Consider the following 16,677-nt stretch of genomic DNA (forward strand, 5'->3'; position numbering starts at 1 on the left):
ACTGGACGAAAGCACGCAGACCGCCATAGACAACATGCGTCGCAAGGTTCCCGCAATTGCGGGCGACTACCTGATACTTGCGCAAAGTTATGACGACCTGATCGCGCAGGTCGGGAAGCTGAAAGAAGAATGGGAATACCTACAGGACAATGCCCATATTCTTGTCCTGCAGATTGTGGCCCTATGCCTTGTCAGTTTTGCGGCACCTTTTCGGCTCGGGAAATCCGTGGTCGAGCTGCGCACCACGTTCAGCGTCGATAAGCCTGCGCCAGAACCTGCGGATCAGCCCCCAGAAAGTAACGCAGAAGAGTCCACAGGTTCCGAGCGCCGCGCCGAAACCAGCCCACCTGCTCATACCGCTCCGCACTCGTAGAGGCGTGGGTCTCCAAAATCGTAATCCGTGGCAGCGCGCGTACCAAAGTCACATCTTCCATCAACGGCTGGTCCGGAAACCCGCCCGCCGTTTGATACTCGTGACGCGGAACCAGCAATCCCTGATCTCCGTAGGGTAAACCCAGCACCCTGCTGCGCAGATTGGCCCAGCCAGCCACCCACGCTGGAGCGACACCGTGCGCGCGGAACGCCAGCCGAAAAGCTGCCGGTTTGCCCGAAGGCAGGTGGGCGCTCACGGTCACGCTCCATCCCTGTTGCAACACAGTGTCCGCATGAAGGATCAGCAGCCAATCCCCTTTGGCCTCCGCGCACCCTCGGCGTAGCTGACCACCTCGTGATGGCGAGCCGGTCACAACCTTCGCGCCGGCCTCTTCTGCAATATCCAGCGTATGATCGGTTGAGCATGCGTCGCTGACGATCAACTCCCGGATCAATCCGCCATGCAGCCCTTCCATCAGGGCCTCGAGGCAGGCCGGCAATGCGTCAGCGGCATCAAAGGTCGGAATCACAACGGAAATGGGTGCAGGCACGTCTGATAACCTCTGGTCTTGGCATCGGAACTTCCTATATCACGAGGCCTGAGGAAATGACGAGGACCAAGCCATGCCCACCCGCCGCATACTGCGCCTGACCGGCTCGGATACCGATAGCTTCTTGCAGGACCTGATTACCAACGACATTCAGGGGCTGGGCAACGGGCTGGTCTACGCCGCTCTGCTTACACCGCAGGGAAAGTACCTGGCGGATTTCTTCCTGAAACGAGATGGCGATGGCGTTCTTCTGGATGTGGCCGAGCACCTTGCGGATGATCTGGTCAAACGTCTGACGATGTACAAACTGCGTGCAGATGTGGTGATCGAGGGAGCTGATCTGAACCTGCAACGCGGCACCGGGGCCGCGTCGAAAAACGCCCTGCCCGATCCCCGCCACCCGAACATGGGCTGGCGAACCTATTCCACCGAACCAGAGGGCGATGACGGATCCGACTGGGATGCGCTGCGCGTCCGGCACTGCATTCCCGAGTCAGGCATTGAGCTGTCTCCGGACAGTTATATCCTGGAATCAGGGTTCGAAGCACTGAATGGCGTGGATTTCAAAAAGGGCTGCTACGTCGGACAGGAAGTGACTGCGCGTATGAAGCACAAAACCGAATTGCGCAAAGGTCTGCGACGCGTCGGCGTTCAGGGCTCTGCTCCAGTAGGGACCGAAATCACGGCAAATGGCAAACCTGTCGGAACTTTGTACACACAGTCAGGCGGGCACGGGATTGCATATCTGCGATTTGATCGCGCAAGCGGAGAGATGCAGGCCGGTGACGCCACCGTTCGCCTGGAAGACTAAACCAACCTTGTTGCCTAAACGGCACGTCCGGCACAGCAGCTTGTATCGTAAAGTTTGAACCTGTCGTCCAGCGCTGCCACAGTATAGGTAAACGGGGCAAACCGGATACCTGCATGTTTCGACTTTACTCCGCGATCTGGCGCGCCAGTGCCGGGCGGCAAATCATACTTATCCTGCTGTCCATTGCCATTGCGGGCCTTGCCGCCGTGCCGCTGGAGTTTCAGCGCGACATCGTCAACCACCTGACGTCCGATGATGTCGGGGTCGAGAAACTGATCCAGTTGGGCATTGGCATGATGGCGGTCATCCTGCTGAGCCTGGCATTGAAATGGGTGCTGGGGTTTCGCGCAGGAACCTTGGGCGAAGACATGATACGCCTGATCCGCCAGCGCTTGCTTTGGCGCTCGACTGACCTGAAGGAAACCGGCGAAGACCTTCGCAAAGGCACCATGACCACGGCCATCTCGGCTGAGGCTGAAGAATTGGGAAAATTCGCGGGCGGTGCTTTCTCGGATCCGGTTGTTCAGATCGGAACGCTGATCAGCGTCATCGGCTACATCTCATCCACGCAACCAGGTCTGGGGCTGATTGCGCTTTCAATGATCGTTCCGCAGATCATCATCGTACTGGCCTCGCAGCGCAAAGTGAACACTTTCGTGGCGGAACGCGTTCGCATTCTGCGCGGTGCCACGGACCGGCTTACGACTGAGGATATCGAAGCCGTCGAGCGCGACATCAACACCATGTTCGATGACATTTACGACACGCGGCGGCGGATGTTCCTGTGGAAACTATCGGCAAAGTTCCTGCTGAGCGTGATAAACGGGGCCGGCACCGTCGGCATACTGATGCTGGGTGGCTACTTGGTCCTGCAAGGGAAAACGGATGTCGGCACCGTGGTGGCTGCCACCAGTGGGCTCAGCCGCATTCAGGGGCCCACTGCCTTTCTGATCGCATTCTATCGCCAGGTCAGTGCCAATCGTATCAAGTACGAACTGATGCTGGAATTGTTTGGCCCGGATCCAACCCGCTATCGCCATCGACCCAACGCATAAGAAAAGACCGCGCGGCGGGTGCCTGCGCGGTCTGATGCGAAACGTGACGAAACGTCACGCGCGTTCGGAATATTCCATAGTTTCAGTGGTCACGACGATCATTTCGTCCTGACCGACGAAGGGTGGAACCATGACTTTCACGCCATTGTCCAGCACCGCGGGCTTGAACGAGTTCGCCGCAGTTTGACCTTTTACCACCGGCTCGGTCTCGACGATTTTGCAAGTCACTTTCTGCGGCAGCGTCGCGTTCAGCGCCTCGCTTTCGTAGAACTCGACAACAATGGTCATGCCATCTTGCAGAAACGGGCGGCGTTCTCCCAGCAATTCTGCAGGTAATTCAATCTGTTCGTAGGTTTCAGAATCCATGAACACCAGCATCCCGTCGGATTCGTACAGGAACTGCTGATCCTTTTGCTCCAGACGCACGCGTTCGACCTTGTCCGCAGAGCGGAAGCGTTCGTTCAGCTTCGAGCCATTGCGCAGGTTGCGCAGTTCCACCTGTGCAAAAGCCCCGCCCTTGCCCGGCTTTACATGGTCAACCTTGACCGCTGCCCAAAGGCCGTCGTTATGCTCAAGCACATTGCCGGGGCGAATTTCGTTCCCATTTATCTTGGGCATTACATAAATCCTTCACAAACGGTTGATGCATCAGTTGCGGTCCCTATATCTGGCGGGACCACACCTGACAAGACAACGACACCTAGTGCTGCACTTGCAGCAAGCCATGCAAGTGACGCAACGCAACTATGCATTTTAGCTGTATCCGAATCGCACCTAATCGGTCATAAGGACCCTCACGCCGAAAATGCAAGAGCAAGAACAACAAGGAAAACGAGATGAGAGATTTCGTTGACGGCACTGCCTTTAACAATGAGCAAGGCAATCGTGCGCGCAAACTTTTCGCGGCCGTTGTGTTGGCTGCACTTGATGATGCTATCGCCGATGACAAGAAATACGGCAATGGCCCCGAACAAATCGCCCGTTGGGCGCGTTCGCGCGATGGGCGCGAAGTGCTGTCCTGCGCAGGAATTGACCCGAACGAACGGGTTGTCAGCGGATTGATGGAATTCGTTGGGCGCGGCGTCCGCACGTCGGTTGCCCTGTCGCGTGAAGAGAGCGAACGCCGCAACGCTGCACAGCAGGCCGAAGCTGCCTGAACCAGGGCGGATTTGGATTGAACAAACGCGCTCTGCCTATCAGAGCGCGTTTTTCTATGCCCGATCGTCAGGCATGAAGCTGTTGGATCAAAAGAACAACAGCCATTGCCGCACCACCCAGAATTCAGCCGCCAGCATGGTCGCGAACAGAGCTTTGCCCCAAACAGGCAATCCACGCTGCCACAACAAAACATATGCAGCCAGACAGACAAAGGCTGACACCGGCGCCACCCACAAGGCATGATGGTCGCTGTCCCAATAGCTGACAGGGCTGTGGAACACCCAGTCGCTGACAGGCCAGAGCTGTGGCCGTCCGTCGCCCGCATGAAGCAGAAAATCTGTCGCAAGATGCAACAGACCCGCCGCTGCACCGACAGCCAGAACATGCCAACCTCTCCAGACTGCCAGCAGGAATGCCAACCCCCAGAGGATAAAGGAATTGTCTATGGCGAATACGGTCTGCCAGGCCGGGGAAAAGTAGAGCTGCCCAAAGACCACCTGTTCGGGAATGCCCAGAACAAAAAGGGACACGCCCGCCATCACATACAGGGACATGTCCGGCATTAACGCTCCCAGGAGCGCAGCCCAGAGGATACGTCCTTGCGGCGGCCGGGCAAACGCGGCAGCCCCGATCAAAAGATGCGCTGGCGTGTTCATCCGGGGCTTTCCCTTTCGGCTCAAATCAGATCATCTGCGCCCTGACATATAGGAGACAAAACATGGTTCGCGCCATCATGATTCAAGGCACCGGCAGCAATGTCGGAAAATCAGTTCTGGTGGCCGGGCTGGCGCGCGCCTACACGCGTCGGGGGCTTCGGGTCGCGCCGTTCAAACCGCAAAACATGTCGAACAACGCTGCCGTCACCGAAAACGGGGGCGAAATTGGCCGCGCGCAGGCCCTTCAGGCCCGTGCGGCACGGCGGACACCCCACACGGACATGAACCCTATTCTGCTGAAACCTGAAACCGATACCGGCGCGCAGATCATCGTTCAGGGGCAGCGCGCTGGCATGATGAAGGCCGGAGATTACCGCAAGGACAAATCCAAGCTATTGGGAGCAGCGCTGGAAAGCTTTGACAGGCTCTGCGCCGACGCTGATCTGGTTCTGATCGAGGGCGCTGGCAGCCCGGCTGAGACCAACCTGCGCAAGGGTGACATCGCCAATATGGGGTTTGCCTGTGCCGCGGAGATACCAGTGGTTCTGGTCGGGGACATTCATCGGGGCGGGGTGATTGCGCAGATCGTTGGCACTCAGGTCGTGCTGGACGAAGGAGACCGGGCGCAGATCAAGGGTTTTGCGGTCAATCGTTTCAAAGGAGATGTGTCCCTGTTTGACGAAGGGCGCGAAGACATCTCCGCACGCACCGGATGGCCTTGTCTGGGAGTCGTGCCATGGTTTCACGACGCATGGAAACTGCCCGCCGAGGACATGATGGACATCCGTTCCCATACCGGCGGCGTGAGCAAGGTCGTTGTGCCTCAGCTTGAGCGAATGGCGAATTTCGACGATCTCGATCCGTTGTCCGCCGAACCCGGCGTAAGTGTCGAGATCATCCCTGGCGGACGCCCCCTGCCCGGCGACGCCGATCTGGTTCTGCTGCCCGGAAGCAAATCCACAATCGGAGACCTGACCTATTTCCGGGCACAGGGCTGGGATATCGACCTCTATGCCCATGTTCGCCGGGGCGGACATGTCCTGGGGTTGTGCGGTGGCTATCAGATGCTGGGCAAAACCATTTCCGATCCCGATGGCGTGGATGGCCGGCCAGGCAAGATTGATGGATTGGGATTGTTGAACGTCGATACCGTCATGGGCGGCCAGAAACAGGTCATTCTGCGTTCGGCCCATGCCCTGCCCGACCTGGAACCGGTTAGCGGGTACGAAATCCACATGGGTCACACCGACGGCCCGGACCGCGCCCGCGCCTGGCTGGAAGTCGAAGGCAGACCAGAAGGTGCGGCCAGCAGCAACGGCCGGGTCAAAGGCAGCTATCTGCATGGCATTTTCTCGTCAGACGCATTTCGCGCCCGCTACTTGTCAACGCTGGGCGTGACGTCGGACATTGCTTACGAAGACGGTGTAGAGCAGGCGCTGAACGATCTTGCGGATCATCTGGAACGCCACATGAATCTTGACCTGCTGCTAAGTCTGGCTCAGCCACCGCAGCGTGGCTGAATCTTATCCCAGATCTTTCGCGCTCAGCGCGCGAGCGATTTCCCGTCGGACCATCTTGCGCACGTTTCGCGTGATCCGCTCACCCATTGCACCTTGCAGCTCCTGACGTACAACTTCCGCGATCAGGTCGCGCAATGTCTCTTCATCCAAGTCCATTGTCGCGACGTCTTCTGCCACATCAGCGGCAGGATCGGCCTCAACCGGTTGTGCGGATCGGATGAACTCAACGTGTTGGGCCGTATCGGCCTCAGGCCGCGGATCGCCTGCATCTTCTTCGTCAGTCAGAACGATGGACCTTGCGGCGGCAAACTCTTCTTCGACATTCCACGGCAGGGATTGAGTCGGTGTACCCGAATAAGCATCACCGCTGTCGCCATCCGGCTCCCATTGATCCTCGGTTTGCGCGATTGCCGCTTCCAGTGCTTCGATTTTGGCGCTCAGACTGATCGCAGGGTCATCAGATGAGCCGGATTTTGCAGCTTTTGCCTCCACCTCGTCATCCGAAGTGTTGGCCGGATCCCCTGCCCTGACAATGTCGCAGGTGCGCAGCAGCATCGGCTTGGCCGAGTCGGCAACATCAGGGGTCGGCTTGGCTGATGTGACCTCGGGCTGAGCGGGTTTGCTGATGCGGAGCGCGTCCGTCAACACCAGACGCCCCGGCTTACGCGTTGCACCCTGTTGATCCGGGGCGGGTTTACCACGACTATCTTCACTGACCAGACGTTTGACCGAAGACAGAACGTCTTCGATCCCTGCTTTCACGACATTATCAGACATTGTTCTCTACCGCTCTATCGTTGGATCGAGTGTAGCCAAACAATCCGAGCCCTACAACAAATAGTATTGCCGGTTAGTCCCGACGCAACGCTTTGAGGACTCGATCCAGATCCTTGCTCTGTTTGCTGACACGCGCGGGGGCTTTTTTGACCAGATTGTAGTACAAAGTCGGATCATAGATCTGAACCGCCAACCCCAGACGTTCTGCCGTCAAAAGACCTTGCGCCTGCAATAGCTGATATGCTGCGCGGGATCGTTCCGTGCGGGATGCCACTTCTGCCAACTGCGCGTCCAGCAAATCCTGCTGAGCATTCAACACATCCAACGTAGTCCGGGCGCCTAAGGTCGCTTCTTCCCGGATGCCGTCAAATGCGACTTGCGAGGCGCGAACCCGTTCCGTAGATGCCCTGAGGCTGGCACTGGCCGCCTGAAAAGCCGCATACCGGTCCGTTACACCCTGCGTGATGTTCTTCTGTACATTGAGTAGGTTCGCACGAGACGCATCCCGGTTTGCCATAGCGCGCCGCACATTGGCGGCCAACCGGCCACCGGCGTAAATCGGCTGTGTAAAGTCCAGCGAAACGGTTGCGTCATTTACATAGTCGTTGTTGTCATAGCTTTCCCGCACGCCCGCATCGGCGTTCAAGCTGACATTCGGCCCAAGGTTGGCCCGCTGTTGCTGCACAATCAAATCAAAGGCCCGGACCTGATGCTGCGCCGACAGAATCGCCGGGTGGTTGCGTTGCGCGAGACTAATCGCCTCTGCCTCGCTCCGCGGCAGATTGGGCAGACTTGGTTGACCAGCCGTCCGCCCTGGCGCCTTGCCAACCGCGTTGACATATTCAGCTTGCGCAATGCTCAATTCACCACGTGCAACCGCAAGATCTGCCTGCGAGCTTGCCAACTGCGCCTCGGAAAGCGCAACGTCCGTGCGCGTCACTTCGCCGACTTCGAAGCGATCATTCGATGCGCGAAGTTCTTCCGCCGAAACATCCACGTTGTTCTGGCGAATTGCGACTGTCTCTTCCTGTAGCAGCACGCCCAGATACGCGTTCGCAGCGCGGATAAGGACCTGTTGTTCAATGTCGATCAGGGTTTGCCGTGTCGACAGAACCGTTTCCTGCGCCGATTGCTTGCCCAGAATCGAAGCACCGCCATCATACAGAAGCTGGGTCAGTCCCAGCCCGGTGAAAAACCGGGACGGCTCGGTCGTCGTGACCACATTGCTGGTCCTTGACCGGGTATAGTCTTGGCTGACCTGTACGGTCCAGTTGATGATCGGCCGCAATGCAGCAAGTGCGATCGCCACGTCTTCATCTGCCGCTCGCAGCAGCGCCCGGTTCTGTTCCAACAAGCCACTTGTGTTATATGCGCCGATGAAGGCGTCTGTTATGTTGTCAGCCCACACCGGACGCCCTGGCATAACGCTGATGGCAAGTCCTGCGGTCACTGCGAATGCCCTGACCAGCTTGCCTGTCGCTGAACCACGCATACCGAAATCCTCTCAAAACGAAATTACACTGCCCTGAAGGCAGTTTGCGGTCTTCTTTTCAACTATTCAAGGCGCCAGAAAAATCTATCGGCGAACTATAGCGAAAATGCACACTCCGCCGAAAAACTCTCTAGTATCGGTGCACTGGCGTTGAAGGCATCCCGCCAGCTGACGCGGCCACCGGCCTTTCGACCGATCCGCACAGTCCCAACACTGCCTTCGACAAACAGGCAAGCGATCCGGCCGTGTTCCTTGAGCTGATCCAGCAGGGCCTCGGGAACCCGTTCGATACCGCCCTGCACCATAATTGCATCGTAAGGACCATGCTCAGCCGCGCCCTGTTCCAACGGACCGACGTGGATGATGGCGTTGTCCACATCCGCCTCAGCCAGAAGGCTTTGCGCCTCGGACGCCAGCGAGTCGTCGCTTTCCACACCCACAACCAATTGGGCCATACGCGCGGCAACCGCCGTGGAATACCCTGTTGCCGGAGCGATATCGAGAACCATCTCATCGTTTGAAATGTTAAGCGCGTCCAGCATTTTAGCCAACGTTCTCGGCTCTAGCATACAGCGCCCATTACCCAGATCGATTACGCCGTCGACATAAGCAGCCTCACGCTGCGCATCAGGTACGAAGTTTTCGCGCGGGACATTCAGCATCGCCTCAATGATCGGGAACTTTGTAACATCCGAAGGTCGGATTTGCGTGTCAACCATAGTGCGGCGCCGGGCTGCGAAATCTGTCATAGGATCTCTCGTGTCATTCCCAAAGTTACCCGGCTTGTGCCACATCCTGAAGCGGCCAGCAACGGCCCTGTTGACGCAACTCGCCTGCGCCTGCGCGTTTGCCGTCGCGGGTTTTGGTAAATTTTGAATCCATACGTCAAAATTGCGCGCAATCCTCTGGACGCCCCTTCGGAAAGCTGCTAAAACCCCACGCACACCACGGCAAGTATTTGATTTTACTTGAAAAGGCGAGTTGGCGGAGTGGTGACGCAGCGGATTGCAAATCCGTGTACACCGGTTCGATTCCGGTACTCGCCTCCACACATCCTCATTGTGTTTTTTCTCAAGATATTAGACACTTGGAGTATCTCACGGAGGATACTTTGGAGGATACAAGTGCTTGACTACCCCGCGACGACCTTGGCGAAGAACAAAGGCAAGTATTACGTTCTCCTGACGATCCCCTCCGAGCTTCGCCCGCATTTCAACGGCAGGAAGCAACTCAAGAAGTCCACGGGTACAAGTGATTTGGCTGATGCCAAGCGCAGGCAGCACAACATATCTGCTGATCTTTATGCCCAACTGGATAGCTGCAAGCCTGATCCGCGCGACGTGATCAGTGATCTACTCGGCTGGATCGGTGACGCCGACGAGGTTCAACGCATGGAGGACATCGGGGAACTTGAGGACCTCATCAAGTACCACAAGAACCTCGAATACGGTGAGAATGAAGAAAACGACGTTGCTGTCGAGGTGGTCAACGAGCAGGCCATAGAAGCTCTCAAGGTCTACCAAGAGTGGAAGGCAGGCGGCGCCGAGCGCACGGCGGCATCGGGAACAGTTTACCTCGCCAGCGCCTCTAAGGAGTACCTTGAGACCAATCCGTACAGCACGATCAAGACTCAGCGCGAAGCAGAACACGCCCTTGAGCAGTTCAAGGACTTCGCGGGAGATATTGCCCTATCTGACGTCACTGCGGTGATGGTTCACGAGTTCGCGGAGGATGTGGGTGCATCAAAAAGCCGAAAGACCATCGACAAGAAGATCGGCTACGTCCGGCGAATGTTTGACCACGCAGTACGCAAAGGCTGGGTCCCTCACAACGTGTTCGCCGGGATCAAGCTGGACAAGAATCTCGGAACCAAAAAGCAAAGCTACACACCGTTCACCACGAGAGAACTCAAGGCTCTCTTTGCGCAGCGTATGGAGCCTCATCTGCGATCCCTACTGTCGATCCTAGCCACCACCGGCATGAGGCTCGACGAGGCCGCTCTATTGACTTGGGAGGACGTCAAACAGGATGAGGAACAAGGTGTTCTCTATTTCGACTTGACGGGTGCTATCGTGAAGAACTCGGGGTCCAAGCGAAGGGTACCGGTCCACCCTGCCCTAACATGGATCGAGACGGGTAAAGTCGGCCAGATGTTCCCTGAGTTCTCGCGCGACCGCGACGGTAAGACACAGGGTCCTGCCTCCAAGGCACTGATGCCGTGGGTACGCAGGGTCACTGAGGACCCGACAAAGGTCATTCACTCACTTCGAGGGAACTTCAAGGACATGCTGAGGGATGCTGGTGTGTCGAAGGAGATCAACGACTTCATCACTGGACACGGTTCGGGCGACGTGGCCGGGTCCTACGGAGAAGGCCCGAGCTTGAAGGTTCGGAAAGAAGCAATCGAGCGATTGAATTTTGACTACATCGTAGAGGCAGGCGACTGAGCGAGGAACGATAACGTCCAAGGACGGGGTTCAGAGAGCCCAATTCAAGCCTATCGCTTTCTCCCAACCACCTGCCAGAATTTCTTCGTGTCGGCAGACATCTCAATTTCTGTAGTGGCTCGCTTCATGCACGCTCTCCAAATTCCCCTTGGGACGTGAGGATAACGCTGTGCAGCAGCATCGTACCTCATTGAAATTTCTTCGATGTAGCCCTTTGTAATCTCCTTATTAGTAAGTTCTTTTTCAATTGATCTCTTTAAGGATGAGAACTCATTACCACCCTGTTTGTGTTGTTCTGCGCGTTCTTGAAAACGAACTAGATAATGAACAGCTGAAGACAACACCGTCAAAAGACTTGCGATGGGAAGTAAATAATCGGACCAAGCCAGGTCAGCTGTGTCGATACCGTTCCTTATCAATTCGTTGTTTGAAAGAAAGAGTACGCTGATGGCGGCAACCATATTGAAAATCGTAAGTGCAGCGTGCCAACGACGGTATTTATCTGACGCTACATAGTGCGCTAAACTTGCTCGCCACATTCGGTTCTGCCAAAGCTTAACGAGTTCAATTTTTGCACAGGCCGCTTCAAATTCTTCCTCAAATTCAGACCCTTGAGACATCTATATCCTCACCAGTAAACACCTCCACAGAGTAGTCATATCGGGTGGATGGTCAATGTGAGGCTGTTCATCGAAAAAGGAAGGAGCCATTGCGGCTCCCTCCAAGTTCTTCATCCGTCACTCTTTCAGCAAATCCTCGAACGTCCTGCGCTTCACCCGCACAGTTCCACCGCCAGCCTTCACCGGGAACAACTCACGGTTCCGCCTGACCTGCTCCTTCAAGAGTTCACCCTGACCTTTCTTTTCGGCCTTGATGATCTCCTGCAGTTGCTTGAACTCACCCTGAGCGGCCTTGCGATACGGAATGAGGTTTTTGACTTTTTGGATACCTTTGCTAAGAAATATTCTAACGGCCCAACATGTCCTCATGCGAAAAAGGGAAAGTGTGACGGTTGACAAAAACAGACTTAGCGTAGGATTTCAAATACGATCCTTGTTTCTCAAATGCTACGGTTCTCTACGTGGCTTTGCGAGCCACGTAGCTGATATAATCACTGTCAGCGTTGTAATAAGTTTTTTTGCCGGTTTAGCGGTGGCATATTTCCCTGCGCTCTATGAAAGGTCACTCGACTCTGTATGCAAATGGGATGGTGTCTTTGAGCACTATGGGCCGTGCAAGCTTCGGGCAAACGAGGAGAAGCTTCGAAAGGCCAATAAACTCCTGTTTGAGCAGGGCCGCGGAAATGAGGCACTTGCTCTTTTCCAGCAGCTTTCAGAAGACGATCACCCCATCGCAATTGGGATGGTTGCGTTTATCAAAGGAACTGGCTTTTCTGGATTAGAGCGCGATTTGGACGCTGCAAGAGAGATTGCAAAGAGCGTAAGAAATGAACTCGCGACCGGAGAGCCGGAAAACGGGCAGCAACTTTTTTTGCAGGCGACAATTGAACACTTTTTGGATGGTGATCCGGAACTGAGTCTAGAGAACTTTATTAAGTTAAGAGAAGCTGCTTCCCGCGGTTTTTCTCACGCCAGTTATGTAGTAGCGGTGCAATACTTTAATGGCGGAGCCGTCAAGGCCAGTCGTGATCGCTTCTTTGACAACATGTTGGTAGCAGCAGAGGCAGAGCATGTTTTAGCCATGGAAGCCATTGGGGACGCCTTTCGAAATGGAATAGGCACCGACCCCTCACCTTCCAGTGCACGAAAGTGGTATGAACGCGCCTCAACAGCCGGCTCATCCACCAGTCAGAGAAAGATCGGAGAAATGGTTGCTGAAGGTTTGATAGGTGAAGGTGGGCTTGGTGCTTCAGTAAGTATTTTTGAAGTAGCCGGATCTATGGGAGATGCGTTAAGCTCCGTTCTTGCGGAACGAATAAAATTCGATTTGGGCCTAACTGATGAGCCGTCGGAAGTCATACTAAAAAAACTTAGTGAGTTTGCCGATCAGGAAATTGCAGAAGCAAATTTCTTGCTCGGCCATGTCTGGCTTAATGGATACCTGACTAACTCCAAACAAACGTTTGACATCGAGCGCGATCCGAAACTTGCTGCAACTTACTTCGAACGTTCGTTGCCGACCTCAAATAATGCACACGTTTTCTTGGCAGAAATCTATTCAGGGATGCATTCAAGCACTACCGTTGACTTTGCGTTGGCCGCTGAGCATGCACAAAAGTGCATTGACAGTTCTTCCAAGTACTCAATGGGCTGCAAAGCGCTTTTGGCCTGGCTCAACTTGGAAGGTCTCGGGGTGCCAAAAGACATTGGTAAAGCAGAGGCTCTTGCTCGCGAAGAATATGAAGCAGGCGGCGTTTTTGGTGCAGTTACACTAAGCAATGCCATCAAGGTCCGCGCAGGAGAGAACGACAAATCTGCAAATCAAGAGAGGCTTACTGTTCTTCTCGATGCGATTGAGAAAGTGCCAACTCACGCTCATGCACACCTACATTTGGCTTGGCTCTACGAGCTAGGACCGCCTGGAATTCAACACAACCAAGAACTTGCGTACGAGCATTTTAGAATTTCGGCTGACTACGGTATACCAGTCGCGTCTTGTAACACTGGCTTCTGTTTGCTCAAGGGAAACGGTACGGAAAAAGATGTTGCGGCTGCGATCCCCTACCTTGAAGCCGCGGCGAGAGAGGGCCTCGTCCCCCCGTTGAAGCACCTATTCGAAGTTCTTGAAACTGAGAGCGGGCACGATCTAACACGTGACCGCCTTTATCAGATACGGGACGAAGGCCTTGAAAGGCTGAAATCTAAAGCTCTGCAGTCCGCTTGCACGGCCAACGCGCTAGGTAAGCGATATGAAAAAGGTGAGCTTTTAGAAAGCATTGACTTGTCCGAAGCCAATCGTTGGTACGAAGTATCGGCAACACTCGGTTCACTCTCAGGTAAGTACAACTATGGTCGCCTGAATACCGGACACATTTTTGAGCGCCGCAACCCAGGGGACGGCCTTAGAGCACTCGAAGACGCAGTCGAATTAGGGTCAGCTGAAGCAGCACTTTGGCTTGCCTATCTTTACCTAAATGGTGACATTGTGGATGAAGACGAGGTAACTGCAAAATCATGGTTGAACGAAGCAGAAGAGCTCGGTGCCGCAATAGATGATCAACTTATTCTATCAGAACTCCCTTCCTCCTGGGTATTAGCGTTCCAAGGTAGAGTTATGGGGTGTGATGGCAGTATATCTGAACGTGATTTACTGGAGGATGTGACTGGCATAGCATCCCTTTCCGAATGACTAGCACTTTGCCGCCTAAAAACTCTCAGCGTGAACTCTACGAACCTCCTCAGCGCGACCCGCGCCGAACACAGAGTTGAACGCGGGGGCCACTGTCGGGTTGGCGACCAGCTTATCGATGGCCGCTTGGGGAATAAGTTCATAATCAGTCATAGTTACCGTACCGATCTTTCTCGAGGGCATCTTCTAACTCCCTCAGATTTGCTTCGTAGATTTGGACTAACGCTTCTCGCGCTTGTTCAAAGGACACCACCGTGCGACAATTCCATCAAGATCGTTGGCTTCAAGTGCAGTGTTTAGGTTATCTATTTCAGCGTGAAAAGTTGTTTCGGCCCCAATTTCAATTGTACCGCCTCTTGTCTCCCTAATCTGACGCCAATCAGGCAGGCTGCTAAGCAGGTTGTTTCTTGCCGTTTTTTCAGCACGGCGAGCAGCAAGTGTTTCCTTGGTGTTCTGGTCAAGAACGGCCAACGCTGCATCCCTTGTACGACTTGCAAGTTCTTCAGCGTCACCGCCGTACATTTCGGCTTGAACTTGAGCCATTTCATTTATCGAACGATACGAGTAAAAAATGGATTCAATTGAACAGACATCAAGCGGGAATACATTCTGAGCTTCGAGGGCCAAAACTTCTTCGTCGGATCGGTCATCTCTATCAATTAAACCGACGGGGCTGAGCCAGTGTAGTTCTTTCGATCCTGCCAGCCCGATTACTGATCGTTCGACATCTCGGCAACTTCCGCGTGGAACGACTGACAAGTTGGGAAACAAAGCAGAAACAAGCGGAAAGTCTAAACTCCGAGCTTCGTCGCCCTCTATAAACAATAGTCTTCGCCGGGCGCCAAGGAGTGCCCTCCTAATGTCGTCAGGTACTTCGATGCCAGGTTCTAGAATATCGACATCCCAACCAGAAGCAGCCGATCCATTCCAACTACAGTTACGCACGATGACAACTCTCGCATCGGGAGTGCTGTTAGGGAGTTCAGGTTCATGAGTAGCTACTACGAAACGACAATCTTTACGCCTTTCAAAGAGGGCGGATAGCATCGGTTCCGTTATTGCGCGATGCAAATGCCTTTCAGGTTCATCTATCAGGAACAAAGTGCCTGGCCTAGCAGTAAGCACTTGTCCAGCCAACATAACTGCATTTCGTTCGCCGTCTGAAAGTTGTGTGATACTGAAAGTGGCTTGGCCATCATGGCTTGCGAGAATGTCACCGTCATCGTTTATGGAAAGTTGGACCGACAAAGAGCTAAATGCCAAAATGTCATTCATAGCTTCCAAAGGCGATGGCAGCTTTGCCGCTGTTGCAGCTTCCTGGACCTGGTCAGTTTTCAGTAGTTGGAGTACATCTCTCGAGAGCTTGTTTTGCGCATTAGCAAGGTCGAACAAAGCGACCTGCGAACGATGTTGCGCGTAGTCATCCTTCCAACACCACGCGAACAGACATTGACGCTGGACCAGCTACGCGCCTTGTATGAGGCCGTACAGTATCAGGGCAAGCCGTGGCGCCACTTCCTGCAATTGCTCATCCTGACTGGCCAGAGACCCAGCGATCTGATGCAGTTCAACCCGGCTCTGGTGCGCGATCAGTGCATGGTGATCCCGCCTTCTAAGAACGGCACCAGCCACGTCATACCGTTGGCCGGTCGAGCTTTCGTTCTGGCCGCGATGCAGCCGAACCAGTTTCAGGATTTCAAGACAACCGCACACGTCAAACGACGCTGGTTCGTTGACGCATATATCCCCGTCAGGAAGTTCCAGATCAGGGACATACGCAGATCGTTCGCCACGCATCTGTGCGAACACGGCGCGGATGAAAACGAAGTAGACCGGATATTGAACCATCAGGCCGCAGCAACATCACGCGTGGTTGCACGAACCTACAACCGATCCCGACGCCTGAGACAGCGCCGGGAAATCATGAACCTGTGGGAAGGGTTGTTGTTTAAGGGTGCATAGCGGCATTGACCCGACGCGGAACAAAATTAGAACATGCAGCATGAAAAAATGGCCGCGGACGACTCCTTATGACCTGAAATGCAAACTGGAATGTTTGCGCGAGTATCGCAGCAAACCGTCGCTACAAGACGATTGGGTCGCTGTCTTTGAGTGGTTGATTCAGCACGGCATTGAACCACCAGACCAAGCTTTGCCGACCGAACCGGAACTACGCGGGCCAGTCGGTTACAATTAGCTATACTTTTGGATAGTCCCCTATTCTTATGCCCGCTTATCGGTGTCAGTCATTTCGTGGTAGACATAAGTTGCATAGTCCTATGCGAACCCCTCCTGCGGCCACCATCCCAGTGCCGTTGGGATTAGCCAGCTTCGCAAAACTCACTCACAGGAACTGCGAAGCTGGTTCTTTTCTTGGCAACACAATCGTCGTCTTGGACCAAATTCGATCAGTCACATCATCCATTGCCTCTCAACCGGATGCATGCACCTACTGTGGCAGTTCACCGAAATAGCCGCTCAGGTAAGCTATTATTGCACCTATAACGCCGACCACAATCACAATTGAGA

16 protein-coding genes and 1 tRNA gene are annotated in these 16,677 nt (G+C 54.6%); 9 read left to right on the forward strand and 8 right to left on the reverse strand.

Features of this window, described 5'->3' with window-relative positions; all coding sequences use genetic code 11:
- Window positions 1–248: 248 nt before the first annotated feature.
- Window positions 249–923: a TIGR04283 family arsenosugar biosynthesis glycosyltransferase gene (locus tag D1823_RS08395; RefSeq protein WP_117869489.1), complete on the reverse strand. Its 675-nt coding sequence runs from the start codon at window positions 921–923 to the stop codon at window positions 249–251.
- A 73-nt stretch (window positions 924–996) separates the two neighbouring features.
- Between D1823_RS08395 and D1823_RS08400 the strand changes: the two genes are divergently transcribed.
- Window positions 997–1,734, forward strand: coding sequence for a folate-binding protein YgfZ (locus D1823_RS08400; RefSeq protein WP_117869490.1), 738 nt, complete (start codon window positions 997–999; stop codon window positions 1,732–1,734).
- 113 nt (window positions 1,735–1,847) lie between these two features.
- The gene (locus D1823_RS08405; protein ID WP_117869491.1) at window positions 1,848–2,789 is read left to right on the forward strand and encodes an ABC transporter transmembrane domain-containing protein; all 942 of its coding nucleotides are present in this window, start codon (window positions 1,848–1,850) and stop codon (window positions 2,787–2,789) included.
- Between the two features lie 54 nt (window positions 2,790–2,843).
- On the opposite strand, the gene efp is transcribed toward D1823_RS08405, so the two are convergent.
- Entirely contained in the window at window positions 2,844–3,407 is a 564-nt protein-coding gene (gene efp, locus D1823_RS08410; protein ID WP_117869492.1) for an elongation factor P, read from the reverse strand.
- 218 nt (window positions 3,408–3,625) lie between these two features.
- Here efp and D1823_RS08415 point away from each other — a divergent pair, with 218 nt between their 5' ends.
- On the forward strand, window positions 3,626–3,946 hold the full coding sequence (locus D1823_RS08415) for a DUF6280 family protein (RefSeq protein ID WP_037310273.1): 321 nt from the start codon (window positions 3,626–3,628) through the stop codon (window positions 3,944–3,946).
- A gap of 87 nt (window positions 3,947–4,033) precedes the next feature.
- Here D1823_RS08415 and D1823_RS08420 read toward each other — a convergent pair whose 3' ends face one another.
- Window positions 4,034–4,603, reverse strand: coding sequence for a cobalamin biosynthesis protein CobQ (locus D1823_RS08420; protein WP_117869493.1), 570 nt, complete (start codon window positions 4,601–4,603; stop codon window positions 4,034–4,036).
- A gap of 62 nt (window positions 4,604–4,665) precedes the next feature.
- On the opposite strand from D1823_RS08420, the gene D1823_RS08425 reads away from it, so the two are divergent.
- The gene (locus D1823_RS08425) at window positions 4,666–6,123 is read left to right on the forward strand and encodes a cobyric acid synthase (protein WP_117869494.1); all 1,458 of its coding nucleotides are present in this window, start codon (window positions 4,666–4,668) and stop codon (window positions 6,121–6,123) included.
- 3 nt (window positions 6,124–6,126) lie between these two features.
- Here the strand turns inward: D1823_RS08425 and D1823_RS08430 are convergent, their stop codons facing one another.
- The 3 genes from D1823_RS08430 to D1823_RS08440 all read right to left on the reverse strand — a co-directional run bounded on the left by D1823_RS08430 (window position 6,127) and on the right by D1823_RS08440 (window position 9,141).
- Window positions 6,127–6,900, reverse strand: coding sequence for a hypothetical protein (locus D1823_RS08430; RefSeq protein ID WP_117869495.1), 774 nt, complete (start codon window positions 6,898–6,900; stop codon window positions 6,127–6,129).
- A gap of 73 nt (window positions 6,901–6,973) precedes the next feature.
- A complete protein-coding gene (locus D1823_RS08435) occupies window positions 6,974–8,392 on the reverse strand; it encodes a TolC family outer membrane protein (RefSeq protein ID WP_117869496.1) in 1,419 nt (472 codons plus the stop codon).
- Window positions 8,393–8,487: 95 nt separating this feature from the next.
- Entirely contained in the window at window positions 8,488–9,141 is a 654-nt protein-coding gene (locus D1823_RS08440) for a protein-L-isoaspartate O-methyltransferase (protein WP_117869497.1), read from the reverse strand.
- A 226-nt stretch (window positions 9,142–9,367) separates the two neighbouring features.
- Here D1823_RS08440 and D1823_RS08445 point away from each other — a divergent pair.
- Window positions 9,368–9,441 (forward strand) — tRNA-Cys (locus tag D1823_RS08445).
- A gap of 75 nt (window positions 9,442–9,516) precedes the next feature.
- Window positions 9,517–10,839 carry a DUF6538 domain-containing protein gene (locus tag D1823_RS08450; protein WP_117869498.1) on the forward strand — a complete coding sequence of 441 codons (1,323 nt, stop codon included), beginning with the start codon at window positions 9,517–9,519 and terminating at the stop codon, window positions 10,837–10,839.
- Window positions 10,840–10,889: 50 nt separating this feature from the next.
- Here D1823_RS08450 and D1823_RS08455 read toward each other — a convergent pair whose 3' ends face one another.
- Complete coding sequence (locus tag D1823_RS08455) at window positions 10,890–11,459, reverse strand: SLATT domain-containing protein (RefSeq protein WP_117869499.1); 570 nt, start codon at window positions 11,457–11,459, stop codon at window positions 10,890–10,892.
- A 57-nt stretch (window positions 11,460–11,516) separates the two neighbouring features.
- On the opposite strand from D1823_RS08455, the gene D1823_RS21885 reads away from it, so the two are divergent.
- Window positions 11,517–11,855, forward strand: a complete 339-nt coding sequence (locus tag D1823_RS21885) for a hypothetical protein (protein WP_162896795.1) — start codon at window positions 11,517–11,519, stop codon at window positions 11,853–11,855.
- Window positions 11,845–14,148, forward strand: coding sequence for a tetratricopeptide repeat protein (locus D1823_RS08460; RefSeq protein ID WP_162896796.1), 2,304 nt, complete (start codon window positions 11,845–11,847; stop codon window positions 14,146–14,148). Before D1823_RS21885 ends, D1823_RS08460 begins: the two co-directional genes overlap by 11 nt.
- Window positions 14,149–14,367: 219 nt before the next feature.
- Here D1823_RS08460 and D1823_RS08465 read toward each other — a convergent pair whose 3' ends face one another.
- Window positions 14,368–15,540: an AAA family ATPase gene (locus D1823_RS08465; protein WP_117869501.1), complete on the reverse strand. Its 1,173-nt coding sequence runs from the start codon at window positions 15,538–15,540 to the stop codon at window positions 14,368–14,370.
- Between D1823_RS08465 and D1823_RS08470 the strand changes: the two genes are divergently transcribed.
- Window positions 15,517–16,110 carry a tyrosine-type recombinase/integrase gene (locus tag D1823_RS08470; RefSeq protein ID WP_162896797.1) on the forward strand — a complete coding sequence of 198 codons (594 nt, stop codon included), beginning with the start codon at window positions 15,517–15,519 and terminating at the stop codon, window positions 16,108–16,110. The genes D1823_RS08465 and D1823_RS08470 overlap by 24 nt on opposite strands.
- The last annotated feature ends 567 nt before the right edge of the window (window positions 16,111–16,677 follow it).

Origin of the sequence: Ruegeria sp. AD91A, from assembly GCF_003443535.1 — a bacterium.
GTDB lineage: Bacteria > Pseudomonadota > Alphaproteobacteria > Rhodobacterales > Rhodobacteraceae > Ruegeria.